The 24,212-nt window shown below is 47.2% G+C and carries 25 protein-coding genes; 21 read left to right on the top strand and 4 right to left on the bottom strand.

What is annotated here, in order from left to right; translation table 11 throughout:
• The first annotated feature begins 102 nt into the window (after nt 1–102).
• The 4 genes from ftsW (at nt 103) to Q9M42_RS09315 (ending at nt 4,212) form a co-directional block, all read left to right on the top strand.
• Nucleotides 103–1,254, top strand: a complete 1,152-nt coding sequence (gene ftsW / locus Q9M42_RS09330; RefSeq protein WP_322526217.1) for a putative lipid II flippase FtsW — start codon at nt 103–105, stop codon at nt 1,252–1,254.
• Nucleotides 1,255–1,360: 106 nt separating this feature from the next.
• Nucleotides 1,361–2,038, top strand: coding sequence for a hypothetical protein (locus Q9M42_RS09325; RefSeq protein ID WP_322526216.1), 678 nt, complete (start codon nt 1,361–1,363; stop codon nt 2,036–2,038).
• On the top strand, nt 2,025–2,771 hold the full coding sequence (locus Q9M42_RS09320) for a pseudouridine synthase (protein WP_322526215.1): 747 nt from the start codon (nt 2,025–2,027) through the stop codon (nt 2,769–2,771). Before Q9M42_RS09325 ends, Q9M42_RS09320 begins: the two co-directional genes overlap by 14 nt.
• Entirely contained in the window at nt 2,761–4,212 is a 1,452-nt protein-coding gene (locus Q9M42_RS09315) for a xylulokinase (protein ID WP_322526214.1), read from the top strand. Before Q9M42_RS09320 ends, Q9M42_RS09315 begins: the two co-directional genes overlap by 11 nt.
• A gap of 47 nt (nt 4,213–4,259) precedes the next feature.
• Here the strand turns inward: Q9M42_RS09315 and Q9M42_RS09310 are convergent, their stop codons facing one another.
• Together Q9M42_RS09310 and cysK are read right to left on the bottom strand one after the other, a co-directional pair.
• Nucleotides 4,260–4,478, bottom strand: coding sequence for a DeoR family transcriptional regulator (locus Q9M42_RS09310; RefSeq protein ID WP_091616630.1), 219 nt, complete (start codon nt 4,476–4,478; stop codon nt 4,260–4,262).
• 428 nt (nt 4,479–4,906) lie between these two features.
• The gene (gene cysK / locus Q9M42_RS09305; protein WP_322526213.1) at nt 4,907–5,842 is read right to left on the bottom strand and encodes a cysteine synthase A; all 936 of its coding nucleotides are present in this window, start codon (nt 5,840–5,842) and stop codon (nt 4,907–4,909) included.
• 103 nt (nt 5,843–5,945) lie between these two features.
• Between cysK and thpR the strand changes: the two genes are divergently transcribed.
• From thpR to Q9M42_RS09285, 4 genes are all read left to right on the top strand, one after another.
• A complete protein-coding gene (thpR, locus tag Q9M42_RS09300; RefSeq protein WP_322526212.1) occupies nt 5,946–6,488 on the top strand; it encodes an RNA 2',3'-cyclic phosphodiesterase in 543 nt (180 codons plus the stop codon).
• A gap of 16 nt (nt 6,489–6,504) precedes the next feature.
• Entirely contained in the window at nt 6,505–6,873 is a 369-nt protein-coding gene (locus tag Q9M42_RS09295; protein WP_322526211.1) for a CidA/LrgA family protein, read from the top strand.
• Entirely contained in the window at nt 6,866–7,555 is a 690-nt protein-coding gene (locus Q9M42_RS09290) for an LrgB family protein (protein ID WP_322526210.1), read from the top strand. Before Q9M42_RS09295 ends, Q9M42_RS09290 begins: the two co-directional genes overlap by 8 nt.
• Before the next feature lie 106 nt (nt 7,556–7,661).
• Entirely contained in the window at nt 7,662–8,585 is a 924-nt protein-coding gene (locus tag Q9M42_RS09285) for a hypothetical protein (RefSeq protein WP_322526209.1), read from the top strand.
• 7 nt (nt 8,586–8,592) lie between these two features.
• Here the strand turns inward: Q9M42_RS09285 and purU are convergent, their stop codons facing one another.
• The gene (gene purU / locus Q9M42_RS09280) at nt 8,593–9,462 is read right to left on the bottom strand and encodes a formyltetrahydrofolate deformylase (RefSeq protein WP_322526208.1); all 870 of its coding nucleotides are present in this window, start codon (nt 9,460–9,462) and stop codon (nt 8,593–8,595) included.
• 345 nt (nt 9,463–9,807) lie between these two features.
• On the opposite strand from purU, the gene Q9M42_RS09275 reads away from it, so the two are divergent.
• The 6 genes from Q9M42_RS09275 (at nt 9,808) to Q9M42_RS09250 (ending at nt 16,252) form a co-directional block, all read left to right on the top strand.
• The gene (locus Q9M42_RS09275; RefSeq protein WP_322526207.1) at nt 9,808–10,644 is read left to right on the top strand and encodes a phosphotransferase family protein; all 837 of its coding nucleotides are present in this window, start codon (nt 9,808–9,810) and stop codon (nt 10,642–10,644) included.
• A gap of 85 nt (nt 10,645–10,729) precedes the next feature.
• Entirely contained in the window at nt 10,730–11,371 is a 642-nt protein-coding gene (gene trmB / locus Q9M42_RS09270; RefSeq protein ID WP_322526206.1) for a tRNA (guanosine(46)-N7)-methyltransferase TrmB, read from the top strand.
• Nucleotides 11,372–11,417: 46 nt separating this feature from the next.
• The gene (locus Q9M42_RS09265) at nt 11,418–12,272 is read left to right on the top strand and encodes a YtnP family quorum-quenching lactonase (RefSeq protein ID WP_322526205.1); all 855 of its coding nucleotides are present in this window, start codon (nt 11,418–11,420) and stop codon (nt 12,270–12,272) included.
• A gap of 263 nt (nt 12,273–12,535) precedes the next feature.
• Complete coding sequence (locus tag Q9M42_RS09260) at nt 12,536–13,291, top strand: DeoR/GlpR family DNA-binding transcription regulator (protein ID WP_322526204.1); 756 nt, start codon at nt 12,536–12,538, stop codon at nt 13,289–13,291.
• Nucleotides 13,288–14,226, top strand: a complete 939-nt coding sequence (gene pfkB, locus Q9M42_RS09255; RefSeq protein WP_322526203.1) for a 1-phosphofructokinase — start codon at nt 13,288–13,290, stop codon at nt 14,224–14,226. Before Q9M42_RS09260 ends, pfkB begins: the two co-directional genes overlap by 4 nt.
• 13 nt (nt 14,227–14,239) lie before the next feature.
• Complete coding sequence (locus Q9M42_RS09250; RefSeq protein ID WP_322526202.1) at nt 14,240–16,252, top strand: PTS fructose transporter subunit IIABC; 2,013 nt, start codon at nt 14,240–14,242, stop codon at nt 16,250–16,252.
• A gap of 99 nt (nt 16,253–16,351) precedes the next feature.
• On the opposite strand, the gene Q9M42_RS09245 is transcribed toward Q9M42_RS09250, so the two are convergent.
• Nucleotides 16,352–16,657 carry a PepSY domain-containing protein gene (locus Q9M42_RS09245; RefSeq protein WP_298785361.1) on the bottom strand — a complete coding sequence of 102 codons (306 nt, stop codon included), beginning with the start codon at nt 16,655–16,657 and terminating at the stop codon, nt 16,352–16,354.
• 153 nt (nt 16,658–16,810) lie between these two features.
• On the opposite strand from Q9M42_RS09245, the gene Q9M42_RS09240 reads away from it, so the two are divergent.
• The 7 genes from Q9M42_RS09240 to Q9M42_RS09210 all read left to right on the top strand — a co-directional run bounded on the left by Q9M42_RS09240 (nt 16,811) and on the right by Q9M42_RS09210 (nt 24,153).
• Nucleotides 16,811–17,884 carry a M42 family metallopeptidase gene (locus tag Q9M42_RS09240; RefSeq protein WP_322526201.1) on the top strand — a complete coding sequence of 358 codons (1,074 nt, stop codon included), beginning with the start codon at nt 16,811–16,813 and terminating at the stop codon, nt 17,882–17,884.
• 2 nt (nt 17,885–17,886) lie between these two features.
• Nucleotides 17,887–18,396 carry a DUF84 family protein gene (locus Q9M42_RS09235; protein ID WP_322526200.1) on the top strand — a complete coding sequence of 170 codons (510 nt, stop codon included), beginning with the start codon at nt 17,887–17,889 and terminating at the stop codon, nt 18,394–18,396.
• A 62-nt stretch (nt 18,397–18,458) separates the two neighbouring features.
• Nucleotides 18,459–19,469, top strand: a complete 1,011-nt coding sequence (locus Q9M42_RS09230; protein WP_322526199.1) for a PTS transporter subunit IIC — start codon at nt 18,459–18,461, stop codon at nt 19,467–19,469.
• A gap of 37 nt (nt 19,470–19,506) precedes the next feature.
• Nucleotides 19,507–19,842 (top strand): thioredoxin family protein, encoded by a 336-nt coding sequence (locus Q9M42_RS09225; protein WP_322526198.1) that lies wholly within the window; start codon nt 19,507–19,509, stop codon nt 19,840–19,842.
• A gap of 120 nt (nt 19,843–19,962) precedes the next feature.
• Nucleotides 19,963–20,763 (top strand): DUF1444 family protein, encoded by an 801-nt coding sequence (locus Q9M42_RS09220; protein WP_322526197.1) that lies wholly within the window; start codon nt 19,963–19,965, stop codon nt 20,761–20,763.
• Nucleotides 20,764–20,826: 63 nt separating this feature from the next.
• Nucleotides 20,827–21,465: a YtpR family tRNA-binding protein gene (gene ytpR, locus Q9M42_RS09215; RefSeq protein ID WP_322526196.1), complete on the top strand. Its 639-nt coding sequence runs from the start codon at nt 20,827–20,829 to the stop codon at nt 21,463–21,465.
• 99 nt (nt 21,466–21,564) lie between these two features.
• Nucleotides 21,565–24,153, top strand: coding sequence for a DNA translocase FtsK (locus tag Q9M42_RS09210; protein ID WP_322526195.1), 2,589 nt, complete (start codon nt 21,565–21,567; stop codon nt 24,151–24,153).
• Nucleotides 24,154–24,212 lie beyond the last annotated feature (59 nt).

Here is a 24,212-nt window from a genome sequence, read left to right as displayed (position 1 = left end):
TCTTTTGTTCAGGCAAGGATGGTGATATAATTAATACACTTTATGGAAATAAGACAAATGCATCAAGCCGCTTCGCTAATGGTGCGGCATTAGAGGTGAAACATGAAAACGTGGAGATATAAAGATTATGACTGGATTTTAATTGGTGCTATTGCGCTTCTTACATTAATGGGCATAATCATGGTGTATAGTGCTAGTTTTCCCTTAGGGATGAGGGCTTATGATGATGCTGCTCACTTTTTAAAGCGACAAATTATGTGGGTGGCATTAGGCACGGTGGGTTTTGCTTTTATGATGCATGTACCTTATGAAAAATGGAAAAAAACAACACCGTTACTCATAGGAATATCCGTGTTTTTACTTATGCTTGTGCTTGTTATAGGCAATGAAGTTAACGGGGCGAAAAGCTGGATCGGCTTTGGGCCGATAAACATTCAGCCCGCGGAATTTGTAAAATTGAGTTTGATTATTTATCTGGCTCAGGTTTATTCCCAGAAACAAAAGTATATTGACTCGTTCATGAAAGGGGTCATGCCTCCACTGGTCGTTGTTGCCGTGCTGCTTGGATTTATTGTGATGCAGCCTGACGTCGGGACAGCCGCGGCCCTGATGATGACCACAATTGTAATTGTCTTTTTATCAGGAGCAAAGTTTCGGCATATGTTTATGCTCGGAGGGGTGGCTGCAGCGTTGTTTGCTTATATTGCGCTGACAGAGCCCTATCGCCTTGCCCGGCTTGTATCCTTTATGGATCCGTTTGCGAATGAAGAAGCGGTCGGAGGAGGTAGCTTTCAGCTGATTCAGAGCTACATTGCGATTGCCCACGGCGGGCTGTTCGGTGTCGGTTTGGGCGAAAGCGTGCAGAAAATGAATTACCTTCCTGAGGCACATACAGACTTTATTATTCCGATTATCGCCGAAGAGCTTGGAATTTTCGGGGTTCTGCTTGTAGTAGGTCTGTTGGGTGTTATCGCCTGGCGGGGCATAAAAATTGGCCTTAATGCTAAAGGACAATTTGGCACTCTCCTCGCTTTTGGTATTGTTTTCCAGCTCCTCAGCCAGGCTGTCATTAATGCTGGAGCCGTAGCGGGCATGATGCCGATTACCGGCCTTCCATTTCCACTTTTGAGCTACGGAGGCTCCTCTTTATTAATAACTCTGGGGATGCTTGGGCTTCTGGCAAACATCTCCAGAAATAACAACCGGCTTGACCGGGTACAGAATCAGGGGATCAATAAACCAACTTCCGCATAGTGTAAAGAGACGTTGTTAACAGCAACGTCTCTTTTTCAGACTGGTGAATGGGCACCTGCTTTGAGGTGTTAAATGAAACTTATCGAAACATATTGGAGGAACAAAAATGTTAGTAGTGGGAGCCGGGAGGCTGGCGAAGCTTGTCGCAGTGAAAAGTGAGCCTTCGTCTGTCTCTGTGATGTACCGGGGCGGGGAAAAGGCCTGGATGAGGGAAACAACAAAGCAGATTTCACAGGTGAATGAGCTGGAGATTCCCCGTTATCCCTATATATTTTTAGCACTGCCCCCGGATGGAATAAAAGATTTTATCTACTGGCACGGACCGTATTTGGCTGAGGGAACTGTCATATATATTCCGGCAACGTCGCTTTATACCGAGCAGGTGGAAGTGCCTGCCCATGTACGGAAGGCCGCAGCCAAATTTGCGGGGCATGCCGAAAGAGCCGCAGCCGGCAGTGAAGAAAATGTTTTTGTCGTTAACAGTTCCAGAAGCAGTGATCGCAAATATCTCCAAAGCTGGCTGGGAAACGCTTTCACAGTCATAGAAGGAAGCGAACAAGAGGTGGAAACGGCAAATAAGACAGCGGTGGAAGAGACGCTGCGGATGATAGTAAACCTTGAAAAACGGCTCCAGGAGCAAAACGTATCAAAAACAGTTCAGAAGGCTGTACTCCGTCAGATTCCTGCCGGAGTTATTGAAGCTCATATGAACGGATCGCATGGGGAATTTGCTGCAGGAATTCTCGAACAGATGGAAAGAGGTGATCAGCATGAGAATGGATAAATTACTGGCGGAGCTAGGCTATGGTACCCGCAAGGAAGTTAAAAAAATGCTGAAAAAAGGGGGAGTCTTTGTCGACGGGGAGCCGGTGAACAACGGGGCGGTGCAGGTGGATCCTGAAGAGCAGCTGGTAAGCGTATTCGGTGAGGACATTCACTACACCGAATTTGTTTATTTTCTGATGCATAAACCAGCAGGGGTCATCAGCGCCACAGAAGACAGCGTTCATGATACGGTTCTGGATATTTTGGAACAGGAAGACGCAGTAAGAGAACCTTTTCCAGTGGGCAGACTTGATATTGACACTGAAGGATTGCTTCTGCTGACTAACGACGGCAAGCTTAACCATTTTCTTACGTCACCGAAGCATGGGGTAGTAAAAATATACCGGGCGGTACTCGAACAGCCGATAGAAGAAAAGAATATTGAACATTTCAAAAAGGGTGTAAAGCTTGATGACGGCTATGTTTGTAAGCCTGCCGTTCTGCGAAGAGTACCCGATACCCACCGCGAAGTATATGTGGAAGTAACCGAAGGGAAATTTCACCAGGTGAAACGGATGTTTGAGGCGGTGGGCAATGAAGTCGTTTATTTAAAAAGAGAATCATTCGGACAGCTGTCGCTCGACGAGGATTTGCTGCCGGGAGAATACCGGGAATTAAATGATGATGAAATTCAGCTGCTTCGGAACAGCGTCGGTGAGAAATCAGAGGGAGCGGGCAGTGATGAGCTGTAGACTGCTGAGTGCAGATCTGGGAACGACGTCTTTAAAAGTAATGGTCCTGGACTGCGGAGGCCAGGTCGAAGGCAGTGCGTCAGAGCCTATCCATACATATACCGACGGAGGGAATCACGAACAGAAGCCCTCGGAATGGTGGCAGAGCTTTAGAAAAGCATGCAGTACTCTGCAGAGTAAGGGAATTGGCCTGGACGTTGATGGAGTCGTGTGCACTGGGCAGATGGAGGATTTTATCCCTTTTAAAGATGGAAGGGCAGAAACAGCGGTCCTTTATTCTGATACCAGAGGAAGCAGAGGATTAACAAAGAGGCATTTGCCTCCGGATGTGGTAACGGCGTTTACAGGTAACGACTGGAAAGCAACAACTCCTCTAATGAAGTGGCTGGCGGACGAATGCCCGGAGCGGTGGGACCAGGTACTCTTTGGTTCTAAGGATTATTTAATTTACCATTTAACGGGCTCATCAGTCTGCGATCCGGTAAATGGCACTGTGACAGGAATGATGGACATACATACAAGAGCATGGGAGGAAAAGCTTTGGGAAGGGAGCGGGATTTCCCGGCGCCAGCTTCCCCGTCTTCTGGAGCCCGAAGAAACAGCAGGCTATGTATTAAAGGAAGCTGCCAGCCAGACGGGAATACCAGCTGGAACCCCCGTTTACTGTGGCCTCGGGGACGGAGGCGCGGTGACTCTTGCTGCCAGTGCTCATGCGGGTGATGGCCAGGGCTATGCGTACGCAGGAACAACAGGATGGACAGCGGTACCTGCCGATACGCTGACCGTATCAGAGGAAGGCAGTGTATTTCATCTGGCTGCGCCTCAGCATGGCCGGTTTATTAAAATCATGCCCCTGCTTAACATGGGAAATGTTCATCAATGGGCGGTGCATACGTGGTGCGGAGGTGACTTCGAAGCTTTTGAACAGCTGATGGCCGAGCAGGTTTCAGTACCCGGTCCGCTCTTGTTTATTCCGTATTTAAATGGTGAAAGGAATCCAGTAATTGATGAGAAAGCCAGGGGCGCATTTATCGGCATCGACGGCCAGGTGACGCAGTCACAAATGGCCAGGGCGGTGCTTGAAGGCCTGGCTTTTTCTTTAAAGCAGACCTTTGTTCAGGCCGGGATTGCTTCCTCCACGCTCTTTCTTGTTGGTGGCGGCACTAAAAGCAGAGCTTTTCGCCAGACAGTGGCAGATGTGTTTCAATGCAGGGTGCAGGTGAGTGCTGAACAGGAGCGTCTGGCTTCATTTGGAGCGGCTGCATGCGCCTTTAGAGCGATCCATACATGCTCGTGGGTGAAGGCAGCGAGGGCCGTGCAGAGTGTGGAGGAAAAAGATATTATTGTCGCCCCTGACGTATCAAAAAAAGAAGAATTAGAGCAGAAGGAACGCCTTTTCACCGAAGCAGCTGGAAGAATGCGGGGACTTTTTGATACGTGAAAAGCGCCGGAAGTTTAATTCCGGCGCCGCACATAGATATAGTCATTTCAGGAAGCTTTTACTTTTCGGGCAGTCGTCGTCCAGGCCCCTCTGGAAGGGCTGCTGACCAATTCATTGTATTCGAGTACATTCAGGTCACGCTGAATAGTGCGCTGTGTAATTCCGAATTCGTCAACCAATTCCCCGGTGGTCACCGTTCCTCTCTTTTTAATATAGAGATAGATAGACTTAATACGGGTTATCATTCGGTCGGTGGACGTTCTCAAAAAACCACTCCTTAGCCAATGAATTTATGGCACTTGAAGACATGCCCGGGACTGCGCACGTAAGTAGGAATTATATTTGATGGCTTCGACTGTTTCTGCGTCAGCTGCTCTGGAAAACTTTCTGAAAAGAAATTCAGCAGCAAGTAGGATGAGAGTATTCAAAATATTTTGTAAGCGTCCCTGTAATTAATAGTTTATACTATTTATTTATATATCGCAAAATTTTTGTCGAAAAACTGCTCAATTCATCTGTGAATAAAAATAAAACGCGAATGAATTGAAAAATAACATGCGAAATTGTACGTGATTAAGCTTCAAAAAGCAGAACGATCGATGAAACCACCTGCTTTATTTCACAGAAAGACAAATGTAAAAATTATGTAAAAAAAGACACCTTTTTGTGTAAAGGCGCCTTGAATAAAGTTATTTTAGTCATCGAATCGGAAAAGGTCAGTGGATAAATACCGTTCGCCGGTATCACAGGCAATGGCAACGACAACCTGATCCGATGACATCTGTTTGGCTGTTTCCATAGCAGCAAAGCAGGCAGCACCTGAAGAGGGCCCGACCAAAATACCCTCCTGGCCGGCGAGAGCTCTTGTAGTTTTATAGGCATCTTCATCGGTAATTTTGTAAATATGGTCGTATATATCCTGATTCAAAATTGGTGGTATAAACCCTGGACTGGTGCCGACAAGCTTATGGGGCCCGGGCTTTCCGCCGGAAAGAACCGGAGAGCCAAATGGTTCCACGACGTGAATTTGAACGTCGGGGTACAGCTCTTTTAATTTTTCTCCGGTTCCTGTTACAGTGCCTCCCGTGCCGGAGGCGGCCACGAAGCCAGCCAGCGGCTTGCCGATTTCTTTCATCGCTTCTTCAATTTCAAGTGCTGTACTTTCCCGGTGAGCATCCGAGTTGGCTTCGTTTTCAAACTGCATAGGCATGAAGCTGTCAGCAATTGTCTCTACAAGCTCATGAGCACGGGAAATGGCCCCGGGCATTTTCTTATCACCCGGCGTGAGTTCTACTTCTGCTCCGTAAGCCTTCAACAGGTTAATCCTTTCCTGGGACATCGTGTCCGGCATAACCAGTATTGCCCGGTAGCCCCGAGCAGCGGCGTTCATGGCAAGGCCGATACCGGTATTTCCTGAAGTCGGTTCTATAATAGTAGTATTTTCGTTGATTTTCCCTTCTTCTTCGGCCTGCTTCAGCATATTTTTTGCGGCCCGGTCCTTCACGCTTCCGCTCGGGTTTTGAAATTCGAGCTTCAAGTATACGTCTGCTCCCCCGGTATCCGGAAGGCGGTTTAATTTAACTAAAGGCGTATCGCCGACTAGTTCTGACATATTATTTGCTACACGCATGATTGCTACACATCCTTTTTCTATCATTCATTCGTATATTCTAACACATTTACAGCGTTTATTCGTTCATAACAGCTTTGAGGAAAGGAAGGGAGAGAAATCGATGGATAATCATTATTTTCTTGGTCTGCCGGTTCCAGAGAAGGCGAGGTCCGTATGGGGGAAGTGGATTTCACAGGTAAAAAACGATCTTCCTTTTAAGCAGTGGGTCCATCCTCAGGATTTTCACATTACGCTTCACTTTTTTGGACAGCTTTCCCCGGAACAGCTGGGTATTATCGAAAAAAAGATGAATGAAGTGAAATTACCTTACCAGCCCGGACTCCGTCTCAACGGCGTAGATTCCTTCGGTCCGAAAGGGCGTGAGAACGTTTTATATACAAGAGTAGAGGCAGAGGAGGACCTGTTTTCTTTATATAAAGAATGGAAAGTTCAATTGAATGATTTGGGAATGAAGACCGGGGAGCGCCCGTACAGTCCTCATATGACCCTGGCCAAAAAGCGGATAAAAGAACTCGAATTCGCATGGCCTGCGGTGCCGCTTCCGGAAACGATATTTTTCGAGGCTGCTCATTTGCACCTTTATCGCATTCATCCAGGACGGAGTGTAAAATATGAAACAGTACATTGGGCGGAATTGACTTAGTAAAAGAGGGGACCATATGCGTTTAGTTAGAATGGTGATTCACATAGTAGTTTTATACGTATTTTACTGGTTGGGCACCTGGATCCAGGATGTGCTACAGCTTCCGATCCCGGGGAGTATTATTGGCATGCTGCTTTTGCTTGCGGTTTTTGTTTTTACGGCAGCTACTCCAAGATGGCTTCAGGACGGGTCCGGGCTGCTGCTTGGGAATATGCCGCTGCTTTTTTTGCCTGTGACTGCCGGGCTGGTGGTGCATGGAGAACTGTTTTCGCTGCTTGGAGCCGGGCTGGTAACCGCTGTGTTTATCAGTACGCTTCTTGTAATGGGAACAGGCTCGTGGGTGACTCAGTATTTATTGAAAAAAGGAGAGAGGTACCGTGAGTGAATGGTGGACAGCAGCAGCGGCCATTGCGGGAACGATAGCAGTATATGCTGCTTCTAAAAGGGCGTACCGGTGGTTTCCTATTCCGCTAATGCTTCCAATCGTTACCGGCACCATTGTTATCATATTATTTTTATTGGTTTCCAGAATTCCGTACAGTGTTTACATGAACGGAGGCCAGTGGATAGAATCACTGCTCGGGCCGGCAGTAGTAGCACTTGCCTGTCCGCTTTATGAACAAAGGCATCTGTTAAAACGGTATCTGCTCCCAATTCTCAGTGGCATTGGGACAGGAGCAGTTATAGGTATTGTTTCCGGGTTTGTGTTTACAGCGGCAGCTGGCGCGTCCAAAGAATGGGTCGCAGCGGTACTGCCTAAGTCGGTAACGACGCCGGTAGCAATGGATATTACAACGACACTCGGTGGCGATGCCCCTTTAGCGGCCATGTTTGTTATGGTGGCGGGTATTGGCGGAGTAGTTGTTCATGCGAGGGTAATGGATGTAATTGGCGTGACGGACCCGGTCGCCAAAGGAATAGGCATGGGGAGCGCCGCTCATGCAATAGGCACAGCCAAGTCGCTTGAAAACAGTGAAACGGAAGGAGCTGTCAGTTCGGTGGCCATGACAGTCAGCGCTGTTATTGTGGCCTTTTTGGCTCCGTTGGCAGGTAATTTATTCCTTTAACGTGAATAATACACAAGCAATGACGATATTATAATAAAAGCGGAGTTCCACAGTTTTTTGCGCAAATGCCGTGAAAATGCTGCGACGGGAGAGAAGGGAGAGTTGAATGGCTCAATTAATAAAAATGAAAGATTACGCTTCGCGTTATGAACATCATTTTCTTCATCAAAATGCGGAATTTTTATCAGCGAAGCAGGCATACTGGAAGCGAATGAAAACAGATTGGATGATCGCAAACAAATCGGCCCCGAAAGCACCGGAGGATGAGCTGCTGGAGAAAAACAACCGGATGGGAAAAGCAGTGAACCGGTTAAAGTGGTGGAAGCAAGAAAATGAAGAAGAGGCGGAAATAAACGAGAAGGATGCTTATTTGTTTTTTAAAGGAAAAACGCTCGAGGAACTGAAGGATATTTTTTACGATAACTGGTTTTTGATCCAATTGGAATGGGCTTCCTCCACCATTTCTGAAATTTCGATGATGGATCCGAAATTGAAATATGACTATCGCCTGCGCACCCTGCTCCGGGAGCTCCCCGATACGTATTTTGTTATGTATTATCCAGTATTCCACACAAAGCAGACCACCATGGAGGGCGCTATAACCATCATCGGGCCTGTGGGAATAGACGTTATACACATTTTAGAAGGCACAATGTATAGTGTATTCGAGCCGGCAGACAGCAGATTCTGGAAGGAGTATGTGAATCAGAAGCAGCATACCTTTGTCAGCCCGGTGCTTGCATTGAAAAGAACAATGAATGTGGTGGAAGCCGTATTAAAACAAGCGGGGACCACCTTCCCCGCTCAGGCGACGGTTGTTTCTCCCGCTTCGATCATTGATAATCGTGAAATTTTATACGCTCATACAGCAGACAAACGTGAATACAAACGATGGATGGAAAAACGCATCACCAATCCGTCCCCGGTGAAAAACCGGCAGCTGTTTTCTGCTGAAGCACTGATGGAGCAGACTGCAACCGTTTCTGTACTCCGGAGCGAAATCTACTCTCCGGGCGAGTATGACGGATAAAAAGGGATTATCGAAAAACAATCGTTTTATTGTCATCGACAATAACACGGTCTTCTGCATGCCAGGTAACGGCTCTTGCCAGCGCAATTTTTTCGGCATTGCGCCCGGTAATTTTTAAATCGTTGGCATTGTACTGGTGATTAACCCGAAGTACGTCCTGTTCAATAATCGGTCCTTCATCCAGGTCGTTGGTCACGTAGTGGGCAGTAGCACCGATTAGCTTCACCCCACGCTCGAAAGCCTGTCTGTAAGGGTTCGCTCCGATAAAGGCAGGAAGAAATGAGTGGTGGATATTAATTATTTTTGCCGGGTAGTGAGCGACAAAATCCGGTGACAGTATTTGCATGTACCGGGCCAGGACAAGGAAATCAATCGGATACTGCTCAAGCGTGCGCAGTATTTTATTTTCTGCTTCCGGTTTGGCGTTTTTCTCTATCGGTATGTGATAAAAAGGAATTTCATAGCTTTCGACCACATTTTTCAGCGTCGTATGGTTACTGATAACGCAGCTGATATGAATGGGCAGTTCTCCGGAACGCCATCTCCACAATAATTCTGTTAAACAATGGTCTTCTTTTGAGATGAAAATCGCAACACTTTTTTTGCGGTCTTCGCGCTCTAAAGACCACTCCATACCGAAATGCTCAGCAATAGGAAGGAACTCTTCTTTTACCTGATAAAATTTGTCCGGGTACGGAGAGATGGAGAAGACAATCCTCATAAAAAAACGTCCACCCTCCGGATCATTTGTATGCTGGGCAGAATGAATAATATTAGCACCATGCTGGTGCAGAAAATCAGATATAGCGGCCACAATCCCCGGCTGGTCCGGGCAGGTAATCAGCAGCCGGCCATTACCGAATGAGCGGTCTGACATAGTAACGTCCTCCTTCAGATAAACAGTTGTCATGTAATAATGAACGAAATTACTATACCACTCTGAATGATGGAAAAAAAGGGGAAGTTACGAAGAGAGATTAAATAGAAGATACTCGGAAGAAGAGCAGCCGAGAGGTCGGTCACAAGTATTTTGGTCGATTGACTTATAAATTCAATGTTTGCTATTATTAAGAACGATTCGCTGTAAAATTAAAAACGTAAACAGAAACACTTTTACCCGCACGAGAAGTAGAGGAGATCATTTCATAGAGGGTATTTTATACATACAATTAAATAAAATAAGACAAGCATGGGAATAAAATATTGTTAAAAAGGATCGGCTATGAAATATTCAGACCACTATGATAGATCGAAGGTGAAAGTATTGGAACTGCTGATGGGAGACGGATGGACGATTGAACCAGCCGGTGGCTCTTCAGGAGAAGCGTACCTCGCGCGTGCCGGGGAACAAGTGTTATTTCTGAAAAGAAATTCTTCTCCATTTCTTGCTGTGCTTTCGGCAGAAGGAATAGTGCCTAAGCTGCTTTGGACAAAGCGCCAGGCTAACGGTGACGTAATTACCGCTCAGCGCTGGGTTGACGGCCGCGAATTAACAGGCGGCGATATGGATAATACACGCGTGGCTCAGCTGTTATCCAAAATTCATTCGTCGAGCGAACTGCTGGATATGTTTAAGAGAATAGGAAACCATGCCCGCACGCCGGAAGCAACAATAGCTGTATTAAGAGAGCAGCAGGAGCAGCTTCCCTATATTACGACTTCAATGGCAGGTGCTCTCGAAGAACTTGCAGGGACCTCGGGTGAAGTCCAACCTCCCCGTCTCGTGGTCTGTCACGGTGATATGAACCATAATAATTGGATGTTTGATGCCAATGGGGATTTATATTTAGTGGACTGGGACAATGCCACCGTCAGCGACCCGGCGCTAGACCTGGCCCTTATCCTGTATGAATACATTCCAAAAGAGGAATGGGACGACTGGCTTCAGGGATACGGTCTTCCTTTAACCCCCCATTTACAAAGGCGGATGCGCTGGCAGATTATCAGCCACCTGCTTGACTACGCCCAGCAGGCAGTACTTACGAACCGGATAAAAGAAGCAGAGTTTTATAAAAAACAGCTGGAAGCTGTGTTGGACCGGGACTCATTGCAAATATAAAAATCCGCTGGAACGTCACTGCGTTTTCAGCGGATTTTATATGTTAAATATATAGTTAATATATGAAGAAAGAGGGAAAAGTACGATGAGACTCCGTCATAAGCCGTGGGCTCACGAGTTTTTACAGGAACACCCGGAACTGGTGGTCACAAAAGCGGAACAGGTGAATAAAGACTGGCAAAAAAGATTTGGAAATGACCAGCCTATTCATTTAGAAGTAGGCACGGGCAAAGGAAAATACTTAAGCGACAACAGTATCAAGCATCCGGACATTAATTTTATCGGGATGGAAATGTATGAAAGTGTTCTTGCCACAGGAGTGCAGCGTGCTTTATTCAAGCAGCCGGCGAACCTTGCCTTCATTCACGGGGATGTGCGCCATGTAATGGATTACTTCGAGCCTTCCTCGGTGGCAACTCTTTATATTAACTTTACCGACCCCTGGCCGAAAAAGCGCCATGAAAAACGGCGGCTAACGCACCCTGATTTTCTGGAGCTGTATAAGCAGATTCTGGTGCCCGGGGGCACAGTCCAGATGAAAACTGACAATCAGGGGCTGTTTGAATATTCCCTATCTTCTCTTTCCACCTTTGGCTTTGCCCTGAGGAAAGTGCGTCTTCATCTCCATGAAAGTGAAGAAGCCGAAGGAAACGTGATGACAGAATACGAAGAGAAATTTTACGCGAAGGGAGAGCCTATTTACTTTACAGAAGCGGTGAGACCGTAATGTGTGCGATAGGCGCTTTCTTTGATGAAAAGGAGGCACTGCTGTCATGAATCAGTTAACCATAGGTAATTATACAATTACATGGCTTGAAGGCGGAGTGACTAACATGGATGGAGGCGCGATGTTTGGGGTGGTTCCAAAACCTCTCTGGTCCAAAAAATACCCGGTAAATGATAACAATCAGGTGCCGCTGCCGACCGACCCGCTGCTTATACAGGGCGAAGGAAGAAACATACTGGTCGATGCAGGTCTTGGCAACGGCCGGCTCAGCAAAAAGCAGCAGCGGAACTACGGCGTAACGGAAGAATCAAATGTCGAGCAGAGCCTGAGAAGAATGAACCTTTACGCCTCGGATATTGACGCTGTGCTGATGACGCATATGCATTTTGACCATGCCTCAGGGCTTGCCCGGGAAGAACAGGGACAGAGCGTTCCGGTCTTTCGAAATGCGGTCATTCATGTGTCGGAAACGGAATGGGAGGAAATGAAAAATCCAAACATCCGTTCAGAGAACACGTACTGGGAAAAAAACTGGAAGCCGGTGGCCCACCAGGTGGAGACATTTGAGTCAGAGCTGCAGCTTACTGAAAATATACGGATGGTTCATACAGGCGGACACAGCGCCGGAATGAGCATTATTCTGATTGAAGATGAAAGCAGTACGCTGATTCACATGGCTGACAATATGCCAACGCATGCCCACCAGAATGTTCTCTGGGTGACAGCCTATGATGACTATCCGATGGATTCTGTGTACATGAAAGAGCACTACATGAACTGGGGCTGTCAGCGCCACGCATGGTTTACATTCTACCACGATGAACTGTACCGCGCTTTAAAGTTTAATCCCTCGGGAGAGGTAATCGAAGCAGTGACCCGGGAAAAGCTGAATGGCAGCTGATAACAGTTGTATACCTTCAAGCACGTTTCTGAAAAAGGAGACGTGCTTTTTTCGTTTGGAAATATGTGACGGTTTTAAAGAATAAAAATGTCATTTTCGATCAAAAAACAAAAATAATTGATTGTTTTTGAATAAAATTGATTGATTATGATTAAGTAAGCGTGTACAATGAAGTTAATCGAACAAGCAGACGCAGAAAACGATCAAAACTTTCGCGGATGCCTGTTGCTTATACGGCGGAGCCGGAAAGGAGAGGGAAGAGGATGCTTCACACGGAGCGCAGGGAAACAATCATCGAGATTTTAAAAACTAAAGATACTGCCTCCATTCATGAACTGGTGGAATTAACAGGTGCTTCAGAAGCAACAGTTCGAAGAGACTTATCCAAACTGGAATCTGATGAGCAGATTAAACGTATCCACGGCGGAGCTTCTCTCTCCAGGCGCCGCCGAAATGAACCAACTATCGCAGAAAAGAGCAGCGTAAACCAATGGGAAAAGAAAAAGATTGCAGAAGCTGCAGCATCCCTGCTTGAACCTGGAGAATGCCTTTTTTTAGACGCCGGAACGACAACCCTGGAGATGATTCCTTATTTGGCGGACCGGGATCTTGTCGTAGTGACCAATGGCATTCCCCATATACCGCTTTTGCTTGAAAGAGGCATTGAAACGTATGTCATCGGAGGTAAAGGTAAGCAGGGAACAGGAGCACTGGTAGGAATTAAAGCTATAGAGGCATTGAGGGAATTTTGTTTTGATGCCTGCTTTCTCGGCATTAACGGCGTTCATCCCGTTCATGGGTATACAACCCCGGATCCGGATGAAGCAGTGGTTAAGCGGACAGCGCTCGACCTTGCGGAAAGGAGCTATGTGCTGGCGGATCATTCGAAGGTCGGTTCCATCACGTTTGCAAACATTGGTGAACTCGCTTTAGCGGAAGTTATTACGTCGGACAGACTGCGGGACGATGAACGGACAAACTTGAAGAAATACACAGATGTGAAGGTCGTGAGTACATGATATACACAGTAACGCTGAACCCGGCGATCGATTATGTAATAGAGCTGGAAGAATTCATTCCAGGGAGTATCCACCGCTCGAAAAATGATTTGAAATATCCAGGCGGCAAAGGCATTAACGTCTCAAGGGTACTGCAAAGACTCGGCCAGCAGTCCACTGCGCTAGGTTTTGTGGGCGGCTTTACCGGACGGTATATTGAAGAAACCCTGGAAAAAGAACAGATTCAAACGGATTTTGTACAGGTGGAAGAGGACACAAGAATTAACGTGAAAATCCGCGGCGGTCAGGAATCAGAAATTAATGGAGCTTCCCCGGGAGTCGCACGCGAGGATGTGGAAGCGCTGTACCAGAAGCTGGATGTGCTTACGGAGGAGGATGAATTAATACTCGCGGGAAGCGTTCCTTCCTCGCTTCCTCACACCATCTATCTGGATATGATGGAACGGGTGAAAAACAAAGGAGTCCGGGTATATTTGGACACGAGCGGAGAAGCGCTCGGTGAGGCGTTGAAAGGCCGGCCTTATTTCGTTAAGCCGAATCATCTTGAACTGGCAGAATTGTACGAAGTGGAAGTAAACAGCGTGGAAGATGCTGCGGTGTATGGCCGAAAGCTTCTGGAGGATTTTGATATTGAGCACGTCGTTATATCGATGGCAGGGGAAGGTGCTGTATATATTAATAAATCACAGACTCTCCATGCTTCTGTGCCAAAACAGAAAGCCGTGAACTCTGTAGGAGCGGGGGACTCCCTGGTAGCTGGCTTCGCTGCCGGAATTACGGAGCGTCTGGTTCCGGATCAGGTGCTGAACAAAGCAGTCGCTTCCGGAAGCGCTACAGCTTTTTCTGAAACATTCTGCACGAAAGAAGAAGTAGAAGAACTAAGCCAAAAAATAACTATTCGTTCGCTGGAAAGCGAAGAAACTAATCAAGCTTAAAGGGGTGAGCAGAATGAAAATTACTGATCTATTAAAAAGAGATACCGTGCTGCTGTCTCTCTCTTCGACAGACAAAGCCGGAGTGATTGATGAACTGGTAAACAAGCTTGACACTGCCGGCCGTTTAAATGACCGGCGTGCTTTTAAAGAAGCGATTGAAAAAAGGGAATCAGAGAGCTCCACAGGTATTGGTGAAGGCATTGCCATTCCTCACGCAAAAACAAGTGCCGTGGATACGCCGGCCATCGCATTCGGACGTTCTCAGGCAGGCGCCGATTACGAATCACTGGACGGACAGCCGGCACATCTGTTTTTCATGATTGCAGCGACAGAAGGGGCTAACGAAGCGCATTTAACTACGCTTTCCCGTTTATCTACGCTGTTAATGGATGAAAACTTCCGCCAGGATCTTTTGAATGCAGAATCTGAAGACGAGATTATGGCGGCTGTGGATGCAAAAGAAAGAGATAAGCTTGGAAGCGACGAGGAAGAAGAATCAGAAGCTTCTTCAGCTCAGGCTGCCGGAGACAGCAGTACGCCGAGAATTCTTGCAGTGACCGGCTGCCCGACTGGTATCGCTCACACGTATATGGCAGCAGACGCGCTTAAAGATAAGGCAAAGGAGCTAGGTGTCTCCATTAAAGTGGAAACAAACGGTTCCGGTGGGGTCAAAAACCGTCTCACCTCTGAAGAAATCGCAAATGCGGAAGCAATTATCGTAGCTTCCGATACAAAAATTGAAATGGAACGTTTTGATGGAAAACCGCTTTTATCCACGAAAGTTACGGACGGAATCCGTAAACCGGAACAGTTAATTAACCAGGCTGTAAACGGAGAATTTTCGAAATACCGTGGCTCTGGAAGAAGCTCTTCGTCGGATGAAGAATCAGCTTCTGCCGGCGGCGGAGGCGGTGCAAAAGCAGTTGGTAATGCTATTTACCGTCACCTGATGAACGGGGTTTCGAACATGCTGCCATTCGTTATCGGCGGCGGGATTCTTATCGCTATTTCGTTCTTCTGGGGAATTAACTCAGCAGATCCGGAAAGTGACCAGTTTAATGGATTTGCCCAGGCCTTGAACGCGATAGGTGGACAGTATGCGTTTGGATTATTCGTAGCAGTGCTTGCCGGCTTTATCGGCATGAGCATCGCAGATCGTCCTGGTTTCATGCCGGCAATGGTCGGCGGTTTTATGGCCACTCAGGGTATCCCGGGGTCTGAAGATGCAACAGCTGGTTTCCTTGGCGGTATTATTGCCGGTTTCCTCGGCGGGTACGTTGCCCTCGGTGTTAAGAAAGCACTGTCGGGGCTTCCGCAGGTGCTTGATGGTATTAAAACGATTTTGTTCTATCCAGTTATTAATATCCTGATCACCGGTCTCTTGATGTACTACGTATTTATTACACCAATCGCATTTCTTAACACGGCTTTGCAGGACTGGATCACCGGCCTTGGTACAAGCAACTTAGTGCTTCTTGGTATTCTTCTCGGCGGTATGATGGCAATCGATATGGGCGGACCGTTTAACAAAGCGGCCTTCACCGTCGGCGTCGCTTTAATCGGACAGGGTATTTACGCCCCGCACGCAGCTGTCATGGCTGGCGGAATGGTGCCGCCGCTTGGTATCGCACTTGCGGTTACGTTCTTTAAGAACCGTTTTCCAAAAGAGCAGCGTTCAGCCGGGTATACAAACTATGCCCTTGGGTCGTTCTTCATTACTGAAGGTGCTATTCCATTTGCAGCATCGGATCCGCTCCGGGTTATTCCTTCCATCGTTACTGGTTCTGCAGTAGCAGGTGGTCTGGCCATGCTGTTCAACGTAGAACTGCTTGCACCGCACGGAGGATTCCTCGTGTTCTTCCTAAACGCTGTACAGGGCGGAGGAGTTTTCCTATACTTCCTTGCGATTCTGATCGGATCGCTCGTGACGATGATTATGCTGGCTATTCTGAAGAAGCCGCTGGAGCAGTCGAAAAACGAAGTGCAGGATTACAAGGACTCCAAAGAGAAAAAAGAAGCATCGTAATTAATACAAAAGACAGGCCGCGATCGTGCGGCCTGTCTTTTTTGTTCAGCGGAAATTAAAAGCCCCCGGGCCTTTTAAAGGGCCGGAGACTATGTTGAGTTAAGAGCTTAGCTCCAAAATAGTGCCGGTTTCAGCATCTACAATAAAGTCTAATTGACGGGTCTCTCCCTGATTGGTGCTCGAAAGACCGCCGCGGTAAACTTTGTATTCCAGGTCGTCTTTTTTGTACGTTTCCGGCGTCATGTGAATCCAGGAGCCGTTAACTGGAAGATGATCCTGCACGTTTTCTTTTACTGTCTTCAGCGCTTTTTCCGGAGAAATCTCATCTTTCTTTGTGAACTGCTTAACCAAAATCCCCAAAGCAACACCAAGACCTACTCCAATAAGAATATTCTTTGTACTCATTATTATGTCCCTGCCTTTCCATTTCTTATTTAATCAGTATACCGCAAATATTGCGTATATCCAAATACATACCCGTTTTCAATAGTGGTAAAAACGTGACTCGTCCGATAAAATAAAAATTAGGCAAAGCCTGATAATTGAAAGGAGTATTTTATGAAGCAGGAAACACTCGACATGTTTAAGTATCTAACAGAGACACCGGCGGTCCCGGGATTTGAACATCAGATTCGTACATATATGAAAAAAGAGCTTGAACCGGTAAGTGACGAAATCGTGCAGGACCGGCTTGGCAGTGTGTTTGGAGTGAAGCGCAGCAGGCAGGAAGGACCAAAGGTTATGGTAGCCGGTCACATGGATGAAGTCGGTTTTATGGTCAAAGCCATTGATGAAAACGGAATGATCCGATTTCAGACGCTTGGCGGCTGGTGGAGCCAGGTTCTGCTGGCACAGCGTGTACAGATTTATACAGAGGAAGGGAGTATGCCGGGGGTGATCGGATCCACACCTCCGCACCTGCTTGAACCAGCGCAGCGCGAGAAGCCTATGCCGTTAAATAAAATGTTTATTGATATTGGAGCCGACAGCCGTGAGCATGCAGAACAGCTGGGCATACGCCCGGGAATGCCAATATCTCCGGTGTGCCCTTTCACTCCCCTGGCGGATGAGAAAAAAATTATGGCGAAGGCCTGGGACAATCGGTACGGAGTTGGACTGGCACTCGAACTGATGAAAGAAGTCCAGGATGAAACCCTTCCGAACACGCTGTATGCAGGTGCTACAGTGCAGGAAGAAGTAGGACTGCGCGGAGGGCAGACGGCTGCTCAAATGATTCAGCCGGATATTTTTTACGCGCTGGATGCAAGTCCGGCGAACGACTCCACAGGTGGTAAGGATGCCTTTGGACAGCTGGGTAAAGGGGCGCTGCTGCGCATATTTGATCAGACGATGATTACGCACCGCGGTATGAGGGATTTTGTTCTCGACACTGCAGAAAGTAACAGTATTCCTTATCAGTACTTTATTTCCCAGGGAGGGACAGACGCCGGCCGGGTGCATATGGCCAATGAAGGTATTCCATCTGCAGTTATCGGTGTATGCTCCCGCTATATTCACACGTCTGCCTCACTGCTGCATGTAGATGATTATGCTGCTGCAAAGGAACTGCTGACGAAGCTTGTGCGAACTACAGACCAGCAGGCTCTCGATATGATTCATAAAGGAGTCTGAAGTTGAAAAAGGTTATGGTGGGGTCGAAAAATGCTGTAAAGGTGGCGGCTGTCCGCCAGGTATTGAGCCCGGACTTTTCTGTGGCAGGCATGTCTGCTGCTTCAGGAGTAAATGACCAGCCATTTTCTGATCAGGAAACTAGAGAAGGAGCTGTGAACCGGTCATGGCATGCACAAAAATATGCTGATATCGGCATAGGTCTTGAAGGCGGCGTTCAGCCGGAAGGAAAGGATATATATTTGTGCAGCTGGGGAGCGCTTACGGATGGAACCGCTGTGTGGACTGCGGGCGGGGCCCGTATACTGCTTCCGGAACGTATTGCCGTTATGCTTCACAATGGAGTGGAATTAAAAACGGCAGTGGACCACTATACGCAGCTGGAAAATGTGCATCAAAATGAAGGGGCTATCGGTATTTTAACCGCCGGCCAGGTGGACCGTACTGCATTATTTCATCACATAGTCTCTCTGCTTTATGGCCAGTGGATATATCAAACGGGGCGCCGGTTTTAAACGGCGCCTTTTCATTAAATTAAAATACGAGTACAATGGAATAAAAGAAAGGGAGAGAGTGGATGCGTTCATTTTTTTTGAAAAAGGGTGTAAATTTAAGTGTAAAGACATATGGAGTTACAGCTTTGAGCTACATGGCGCTTGGTCTGTTTGCGTCTTTAATTATTGGTTTAATTATTCAGACAATCGGTCAGCAGCTCGGTATTGCTTTTTTTGAAAACATGGGTACGCTTGCGATTTCATTAATGGGGCCGGCGATCGGTGTAGCAGTGGCATATGGCCTCCAGGCACCGCCGCTGGTTATTTTTTCCGCAGTAGCTACGGGAGCTGCCGGAGCGGAGCTCGGGGGCCCGGCAGGGGCTTTTATCGCAGCTCTCGTTTCAGTGGAGCTTGGTAAGCTGATATCTAAAGAAACACGTCTGGATATCATAGTAACGCCGCTCGGGACGATTATTGCCGGCTATGGAATAGCACAGCTTCTCGGTCCCGGTATTCAAGCGTTTATGACAGGGTTTGGAGATGTAATCGTATGGGCCACGGAACGGCAGCCGCTTATTATGGGCATCTTAGTTGCCGGATTAATGGGTCTTGCCCTCACAGCACCGATTTCAAGTGCCGCTATTGCTATTATTCTTGATTTGAACGGTATTGCAGCCGGAGCAGCGACTGTTGGGTGTGCAGCACAAATGGTTGGTTTTGCAGCCAGCAGCTTTCGGGAAAATAAATTTTCCGGCCTTGCTGCTCTGGGCATTGGTACATCCATGCTTCAGGTTCCAAACGTTGTGAGGCGGCCGCTCATTTTAATTCCGCCGACAGTTGCCGGTATGGCCGTTGCTCCTTTTTCCACAATGGTCTTTATGATGGAAAATAATGCAGCAGGTGCGGGCATGGGCACGAGTGGTCTCGTAGGCCAGATTATGACTTTCCAGACGATGGGTTTTTCTTTTGAAGTGCTTGGTGCAGTTCTCCTGCTTCATATCGCTGCCCCCGCATTAATCAGTCTCGGTTTGTCAGAGTGGATGCGCAAACGAAATTGGATTAGAATGGGGGATATGAAGATACGGGAAGGATAACCTTCTCTGTATGCATTAATTTAAAGGAGGCAAAACCATGGAAAATTTAACTACTCAGGAATCTTTCAATCAAGCTATTGATAGTGGAAATACAGTGATTATGTTCTCCGCCGGCTGGTGTCCGGATTGCACGTATATTGACCCGGCGATGCCGGAAATCGAACAGCAGTATGATCAGTTTACATTCTACAAAGCGGACCGTGACGAGCTTATGGATGTATGCATTGATTACGGAGTGATGGGCATACCGAGTTTTCTTGCTTTTCATAACGGGGAAGAAGTGCACCGCTTTGTAAGCAAGCAGCGGAAGACGCCGGAAGAAGTACAGCATTTCCTGAATGAATCACTAGAAAAAGTCAACGCTGATTCATAAAGGTGTAGAGGGCTGTCCCTAAAAAGGGGCAGTCTTTTTTTGACAGTAAGCACGAGTGTGGGAGTACACCTTTGCACATGTTACGATGGAATTAAGAATGTTCAAGAGGAGCGATTAAGAATGGAAGTACGTAAGCTACAGCGAATACTGCGGGAACGACTAAAAGACGACAATTCCCGTACGTTTAAATATGATGATGAACAAAGCTCCCTGCGGGTCGAGCACAAGCAGCTGAAAACCGGAGTTGATCTGGATTTAAGCAAGTGGGCAGCAAAATATGAACGAGAAGGGGAAAAGGCCGTGGAGGAGGTTGTGCATTATATCGATACCTCATTTCGTGCCATGCAACGTGATGTTTCCCTTTCCGGCCAGGAACAATATATTTATCCAGTAATACGTTCGACCTCTTTTCCAACCGAAACGAAAGACGGAAAGGAGCTCGTATGGGACGACCATACAGCGGAAACAAGAATTTTTTATGCTCTTGATATGGGAGAAGCGTATTCATTGATCGAACAGGAAACGCTCGAAGCTGAACAGATAGAAACGGAGAGCATCCGCCAGGCTGCAAGCAGTAATTTGAAAAAGCTGGAAGTTCCTATGAAGAAAGATACGGTGGCAGGAAACACGTTTTATTTTATTAATACAAATGATGGCTATGATGCAAGTCGTATATTAAACGAGGCTTTACTGCAGAGTGTGGCTGAAGATGTGCAGGGGGATATGGCAGTAGCAGTTCCCCATAACGACGTCTTTATTATTGCAGATATCACAAACGATAACGGCTTCGATGTACTCGGACAGATGGCTTTCCGCTTTTTTAATGATGGCCGGGTACCGATTACGGCTCTCCCGTTTATGTATGAAAACGGAGAATTCGAACCAATCTTTATTTTAGCTAAAAAACGCCCTAAAACCTGATTCGCGGGAGCGTTCAAGCTGTGATACAATAAAAGTTAAGTTAGCGTAAAGGAGCCACAACGAATGAATATTTTTTATAATCCCAAAGGAATCGGGGATGTACTTCTCATCTCATTAAAACCAATAAACTCAAAACAGCGTGAAACGGTAAGACACGGAGATGTGGCCGTGCTCACCCATGCTACAACGAAAGAAACAGCAGGCTACCATATTTTTAACGCCTCCTCCTACGGAGACATCAAAGGAACAGGAAGAATAGCGGCGGATGCAGGCCATACCCAGCTCATTAATAAAGTCCTGAAAGAAAACAATATAGACGGTTCGCTTGAAGTGCCGTCCCAGTCCGAATTTGTGGTGGGCTATGTGACTGAGAAAAAACAGCACCCGGACGCAGATAAATTGAGCGTCTGCCAGGTGGATACAGGAGCAGACACGCTTCAGATTGTCTGCGGTGCCCCGAATGTGGATAAAGGCCAAAAGGTGGCTGTAGCAGTACCGGGGGCAGTGATGCCATCAGGAATGAAAATTAAAAAATCGAAGCTGCGCGGTGTGACTTCTACTGGTATGATCTGCTCGGTGTCTGAGCTTGCCCTGCCGGAAAAGCAGACAGAAAAAGGTATCCTCGTTCTCAGTGATGCTTATGAAACAGGAGAGGACTTTTATAAGCAGTATCATGAACGACCGGTATCGGCCTCCGTTTAGTAAGTGAATGAAAAACCGCTAGTCGTGCTAGGGGTTTTTCTTGTGCAGGTAAAGAAAAATAAACTCAAAAAGGCCCGGTAAGAAAAGGAGGGGTTGAAAATGCCGTCATCCTTTCAACAATGGATGAAAAGAATGCAGCATTTTCTTTTTAACGATGAAGAGCAACCAGAGGAAAACAACCGTGAAAATCGTATAAAGCGCTCCGGAGAGGATCCTCCTCCATACATAGCGAGAATGACGTATCAGGAATCTGAGCCGGTGAAAATGTTTAACGTTTACCCTAAAAGCTATGAGGAAGCACAACAACAAAAAAGCAGTGCCCGCGCCCCTGACCGGCCGAGCCCAGCAAAGCTTTCGGGATCTTCTGCTGAACCGCGCACAGCCGGTCACGACCGATGGGAAACCGAACAGGAACGCAGTGGGAAAAGCTCTAAACGTTCTGAGCCCAGAGGAGAAAAAAAGACCGAAACAGAGGAGTCCAGCTATTTCCGGGGAAAAAACTTTGAAGCAGGCAGTATCCCTTCCCCAATATTTGGGTATCAGCAGGCCGACCTGCATCCGGGTAATTTAAGAGATCCGGAGGCGGAAAACAGAAAGGAAACTTCTGTGCAGGAACAGATTCGGGAGGATATTGCTTTCCTGAATTCAATCCGCGCGGGAGATAGAAGGCCTTCATCCGTAACGAAGCAGGTCGAAGAGAAAGAAGCGGGGCGAAAGCGGAGGGCACCTTCCATTCTGCAGGAAGATACCGACCGCTTTATGGAAATCAGCAGGGCACAGAGAAGCGGGAGATGGGACTCAGAAGCAAAAAGCCAGGAAGAAGAGAACAGTATATCGGAGGTTGAGCCTGAGTCAGAAGAAAAAAAAGACTCTGATCTGTTTCCCTCAGGCACTGCGTTTGAAATAGTGCCGGAGGAAGAAGCAGATAAAGAGCCTGTCGAAAAAGAGGGGCTGGAACAAGATCATGCTCCTCAGACGGCCTCGCTCCATTGGAAAGAAGAACGTACTCCAGAGACTGTCACAGAAGACGTGCAGGAAACAAAGCCGGCAGCAGTAGAAAACAAACCTGTGCCAGCACAGGAAAAAAGCGAACTGCCCGTGAGTAAAAAAGAACCGAAAACAGAAGAACTGAAAACTCCTTCGCCTTCATCAGTGAAAGAAAAAGCGAAAGCACCGGCGAAAAAACAAAACGGCAGCAAGCGGACGTCCACGTCTACCCCGTTTAATGTCATGATGTATCCTAAAGATAAGCGTTCCGTTCAGCAGCCAAAACAAAAGGGCTACCGGCTGCCATCGCTTCAACTGCTCAATATTCCTCCTAAAAAAGAAGATGAAGATGAGAGTGAGCTTGAAGAGCAGAAAGAACAGCTTGAAACTACGCTGAAAAACTTTCATGTGGATGCAAAGGTTTCTCAGATTACAAAAGGACCTTCGGTTACAAGGTTTGAAGTCCAGCCGGCGCCAGGCGTGAAAGTGACAAAAGTAACTAACCTCACAGATGATATTAAAATGGCTCTCGCGGCGAAAGATTTAAGAATGGAAGCCCCTATCCCGGGGAAGAATGCTATTGGTATTGAAGTGCCCAATCCGACATCTGCACCGGTATTTTTACGGGAAATTCTCCGCCGGGACGTATTTAAAAATCATCAATCGCCGCTCTCAGTAGCCATGGGTCTAGACATTGGCGGCAACCCTGTCATAGCCGACCTGCAAAACATGCCGCACGGGTTGATTGCAGGTGCTACAGGATCAGGAAAGAGTGTCTGCATCAACTCCATTCTGTTGAGCCTGTTGTATAAATCTTCTCCGGAAGAGTGCAAATGGATGCTGATCGATCCTAAAATGGTGGAGCTTGCTTCGTACCGGGAAGTTCCTCACCTTATTACACCGGTAATAAACGATGCCAAGGAAGCCACGGGAGCGCTGAAATGGGCGGTCCAGGAAATGGAAGACCGCTACGAGCGACTGGCCCGCGAAGGCGTGCGAGACATGAAAAAATATAACGAGCGCATGGAAAAACAGGGGCGCTATGCTGATAAAATGCCGTACCTTGTCATTGTAATTGATGAGTTGGCAGACCTGATGATGGTGTCGCCACAGGATGTGGAGGATGCGATCTGTCGTATTGCGCAGAAAGCAAGAGCCTGCGGCATGCACCTGCTTGTGGCCACGCAGCGTCCATCAGTAGACGTCATTACAGGTCTTATTAAAGCAAATATTCCAACGAGAATAGCATTTTCTGTGTCCTCCCAGGTCGACTCACGGACTATTTTGGACGGGGGAGGCGCTGAGCGGTTAATTGGCAAGGGCGACATGCTTTTCTATCCGAACGGGGCATCCAAACCAACACGTGTCCAGGGCACATTTGTAACAGATGAAGAAATAGATGCCGTGACAGACTTTGTAAAAGAACAGAAAAAGCCTGTTTATCAGTTCCAAAAAGAGGAGCTGCAGAAGCACCTCGAAAAAGAAGAGCACCAGGATCCCCTTTATGATAATGCATGTGAATTCGTTATTGATCAAAAGCAGGCTTCCGCCTCCCAGCTGCAGCGCCGGTTTTCTTTAGGGTATAATCGCGCGGCCAAGCTGATCGATACGATGGAAAACCGCGGTATTGTTTCAGAGGCGAGAGGCAGCAAGCCGAGAAATGTATTAGTAACCCGGCAGGAGTGGGAGCAGTCGGTATAGGCTTGCTTTCCCTTGAAAGGTTTTATATGATAAATAGAATAAAAACAAGCAGCCCGTGG

Origin of the sequence: Marinococcus luteus (genome assembly GCF_034497705.1) — a bacterium.
Lineage (GTDB): Bacteria > Bacillota > Bacilli > Bacillales > Marinococcaceae > Marinococcus > Marinococcus luteus_A.
This window is presented reverse-complemented; position numbering and strand designations above follow the sequence as displayed.

Coding starts and splice junctions, on each gene's coding strand:
- ftsW (WP_322526217.1), top strand. CDS start 103: ATGAAAACGTGGAGATATAAAGATTATGACTGGATTTTAATTGGTGCT.
- Q9M42_RS09325 (WP_322526216.1), top strand. CDS start 1,361: ATGTTAGTAGTGGGAGCCGGGAGGCTGGCGAAGCTTGTCGCAGTGAAA.
- Q9M42_RS09320 (WP_322526215.1), top strand. CDS start 2,025: ATGAGAATGGATAAATTACTGGCGGAGCTAGGCTATGGTACCCGCAAG.
- Q9M42_RS09315 (WP_322526214.1), top strand. CDS start 2,761: ATGAGCTGTAGACTGCTGAGTGCAGATCTGGGAACGACGTCTTTAAAA.
- cysK (WP_322526213.1), bottom strand. CDS start 5,842: ATGCGTGTAGCAAATAATATGTCAGAACTAGTCGGCGATACGCCTTTA.
- thpR (WP_322526212.1), top strand. CDS start 5,946: ATGGATAATCATTATTTTCTTGGTCTGCCGGTTCCAGAGAAGGCGAGG.
- Q9M42_RS09295 (WP_322526211.1), top strand. CDS start 6,505: ATGCGTTTAGTTAGAATGGTGATTCACATAGTAGTTTTATACGTATTT.
- Q9M42_RS09285 (WP_322526209.1), top strand. CDS start 7,662: ATGGCTCAATTAATAAAAATGAAAGATTACGCTTCGCGTTATGAACAT.
- purU (WP_322526208.1), bottom strand. CDS start 9,462: ATGTCAGACCGCTCATTCGGTAATGGCCGGCTGCTGATTACCTGCCCG.
- Q9M42_RS09275 (WP_322526207.1), top strand. CDS start 9,808: ATGAAATATTCAGACCACTATGATAGATCGAAGGTGAAAGTATTGGAA.
- trmB (WP_322526206.1), top strand. CDS start 10,730: ATGAGACTCCGTCATAAGCCGTGGGCTCACGAGTTTTTACAGGAACAC.
- Q9M42_RS09265 (WP_322526205.1), top strand. CDS start 11,418: ATGAATCAGTTAACCATAGGTAATTATACAATTACATGGCTTGAAGGC.
- Q9M42_RS09260 (WP_322526204.1), top strand. CDS start 12,536: ATGCTTCACACGGAGCGCAGGGAAACAATCATCGAGATTTTAAAAACT.
- pfkB (WP_322526203.1), top strand. CDS start 13,288: ATGATATACACAGTAACGCTGAACCCGGCGATCGATTATGTAATAGAG.
- Q9M42_RS09250 (WP_322526202.1), top strand. CDS start 14,240: ATGAAAATTACTGATCTATTAAAAAGAGATACCGTGCTGCTGTCTCTC.
- Q9M42_RS09245 (WP_298785361.1), bottom strand. CDS start 16,657: ATGAGTACAAAGAATATTCTTATTGGAGTAGGTCTTGGTGTTGCTTTG.
- Q9M42_RS09240 (WP_322526201.1), top strand. CDS start 16,811: ATGAAGCAGGAAACACTCGACATGTTTAAGTATCTAACAGAGACACCG.
- Q9M42_RS09230 (WP_322526199.1), top strand. CDS start 18,459: ATGCGTTCATTTTTTTTGAAAAAGGGTGTAAATTTAAGTGTAAAGACA.
- Q9M42_RS09225 (WP_322526198.1), top strand. CDS start 19,507: ATGGAAAATTTAACTACTCAGGAATCTTTCAATCAAGCTATTGATAGT.
- Q9M42_RS09220 (WP_322526197.1), top strand. CDS start 19,963: ATGGAAGTACGTAAGCTACAGCGAATACTGCGGGAACGACTAAAAGAC.
- ytpR (WP_322526196.1), top strand. CDS start 20,827: ATGAATATTTTTTATAATCCCAAAGGAATCGGGGATGTACTTCTCATC.
- Q9M42_RS09210 (WP_322526195.1), top strand. CDS start 21,565: ATGCCGTCATCCTTTCAACAATGGATGAAAAGAATGCAGCATTTTCTT.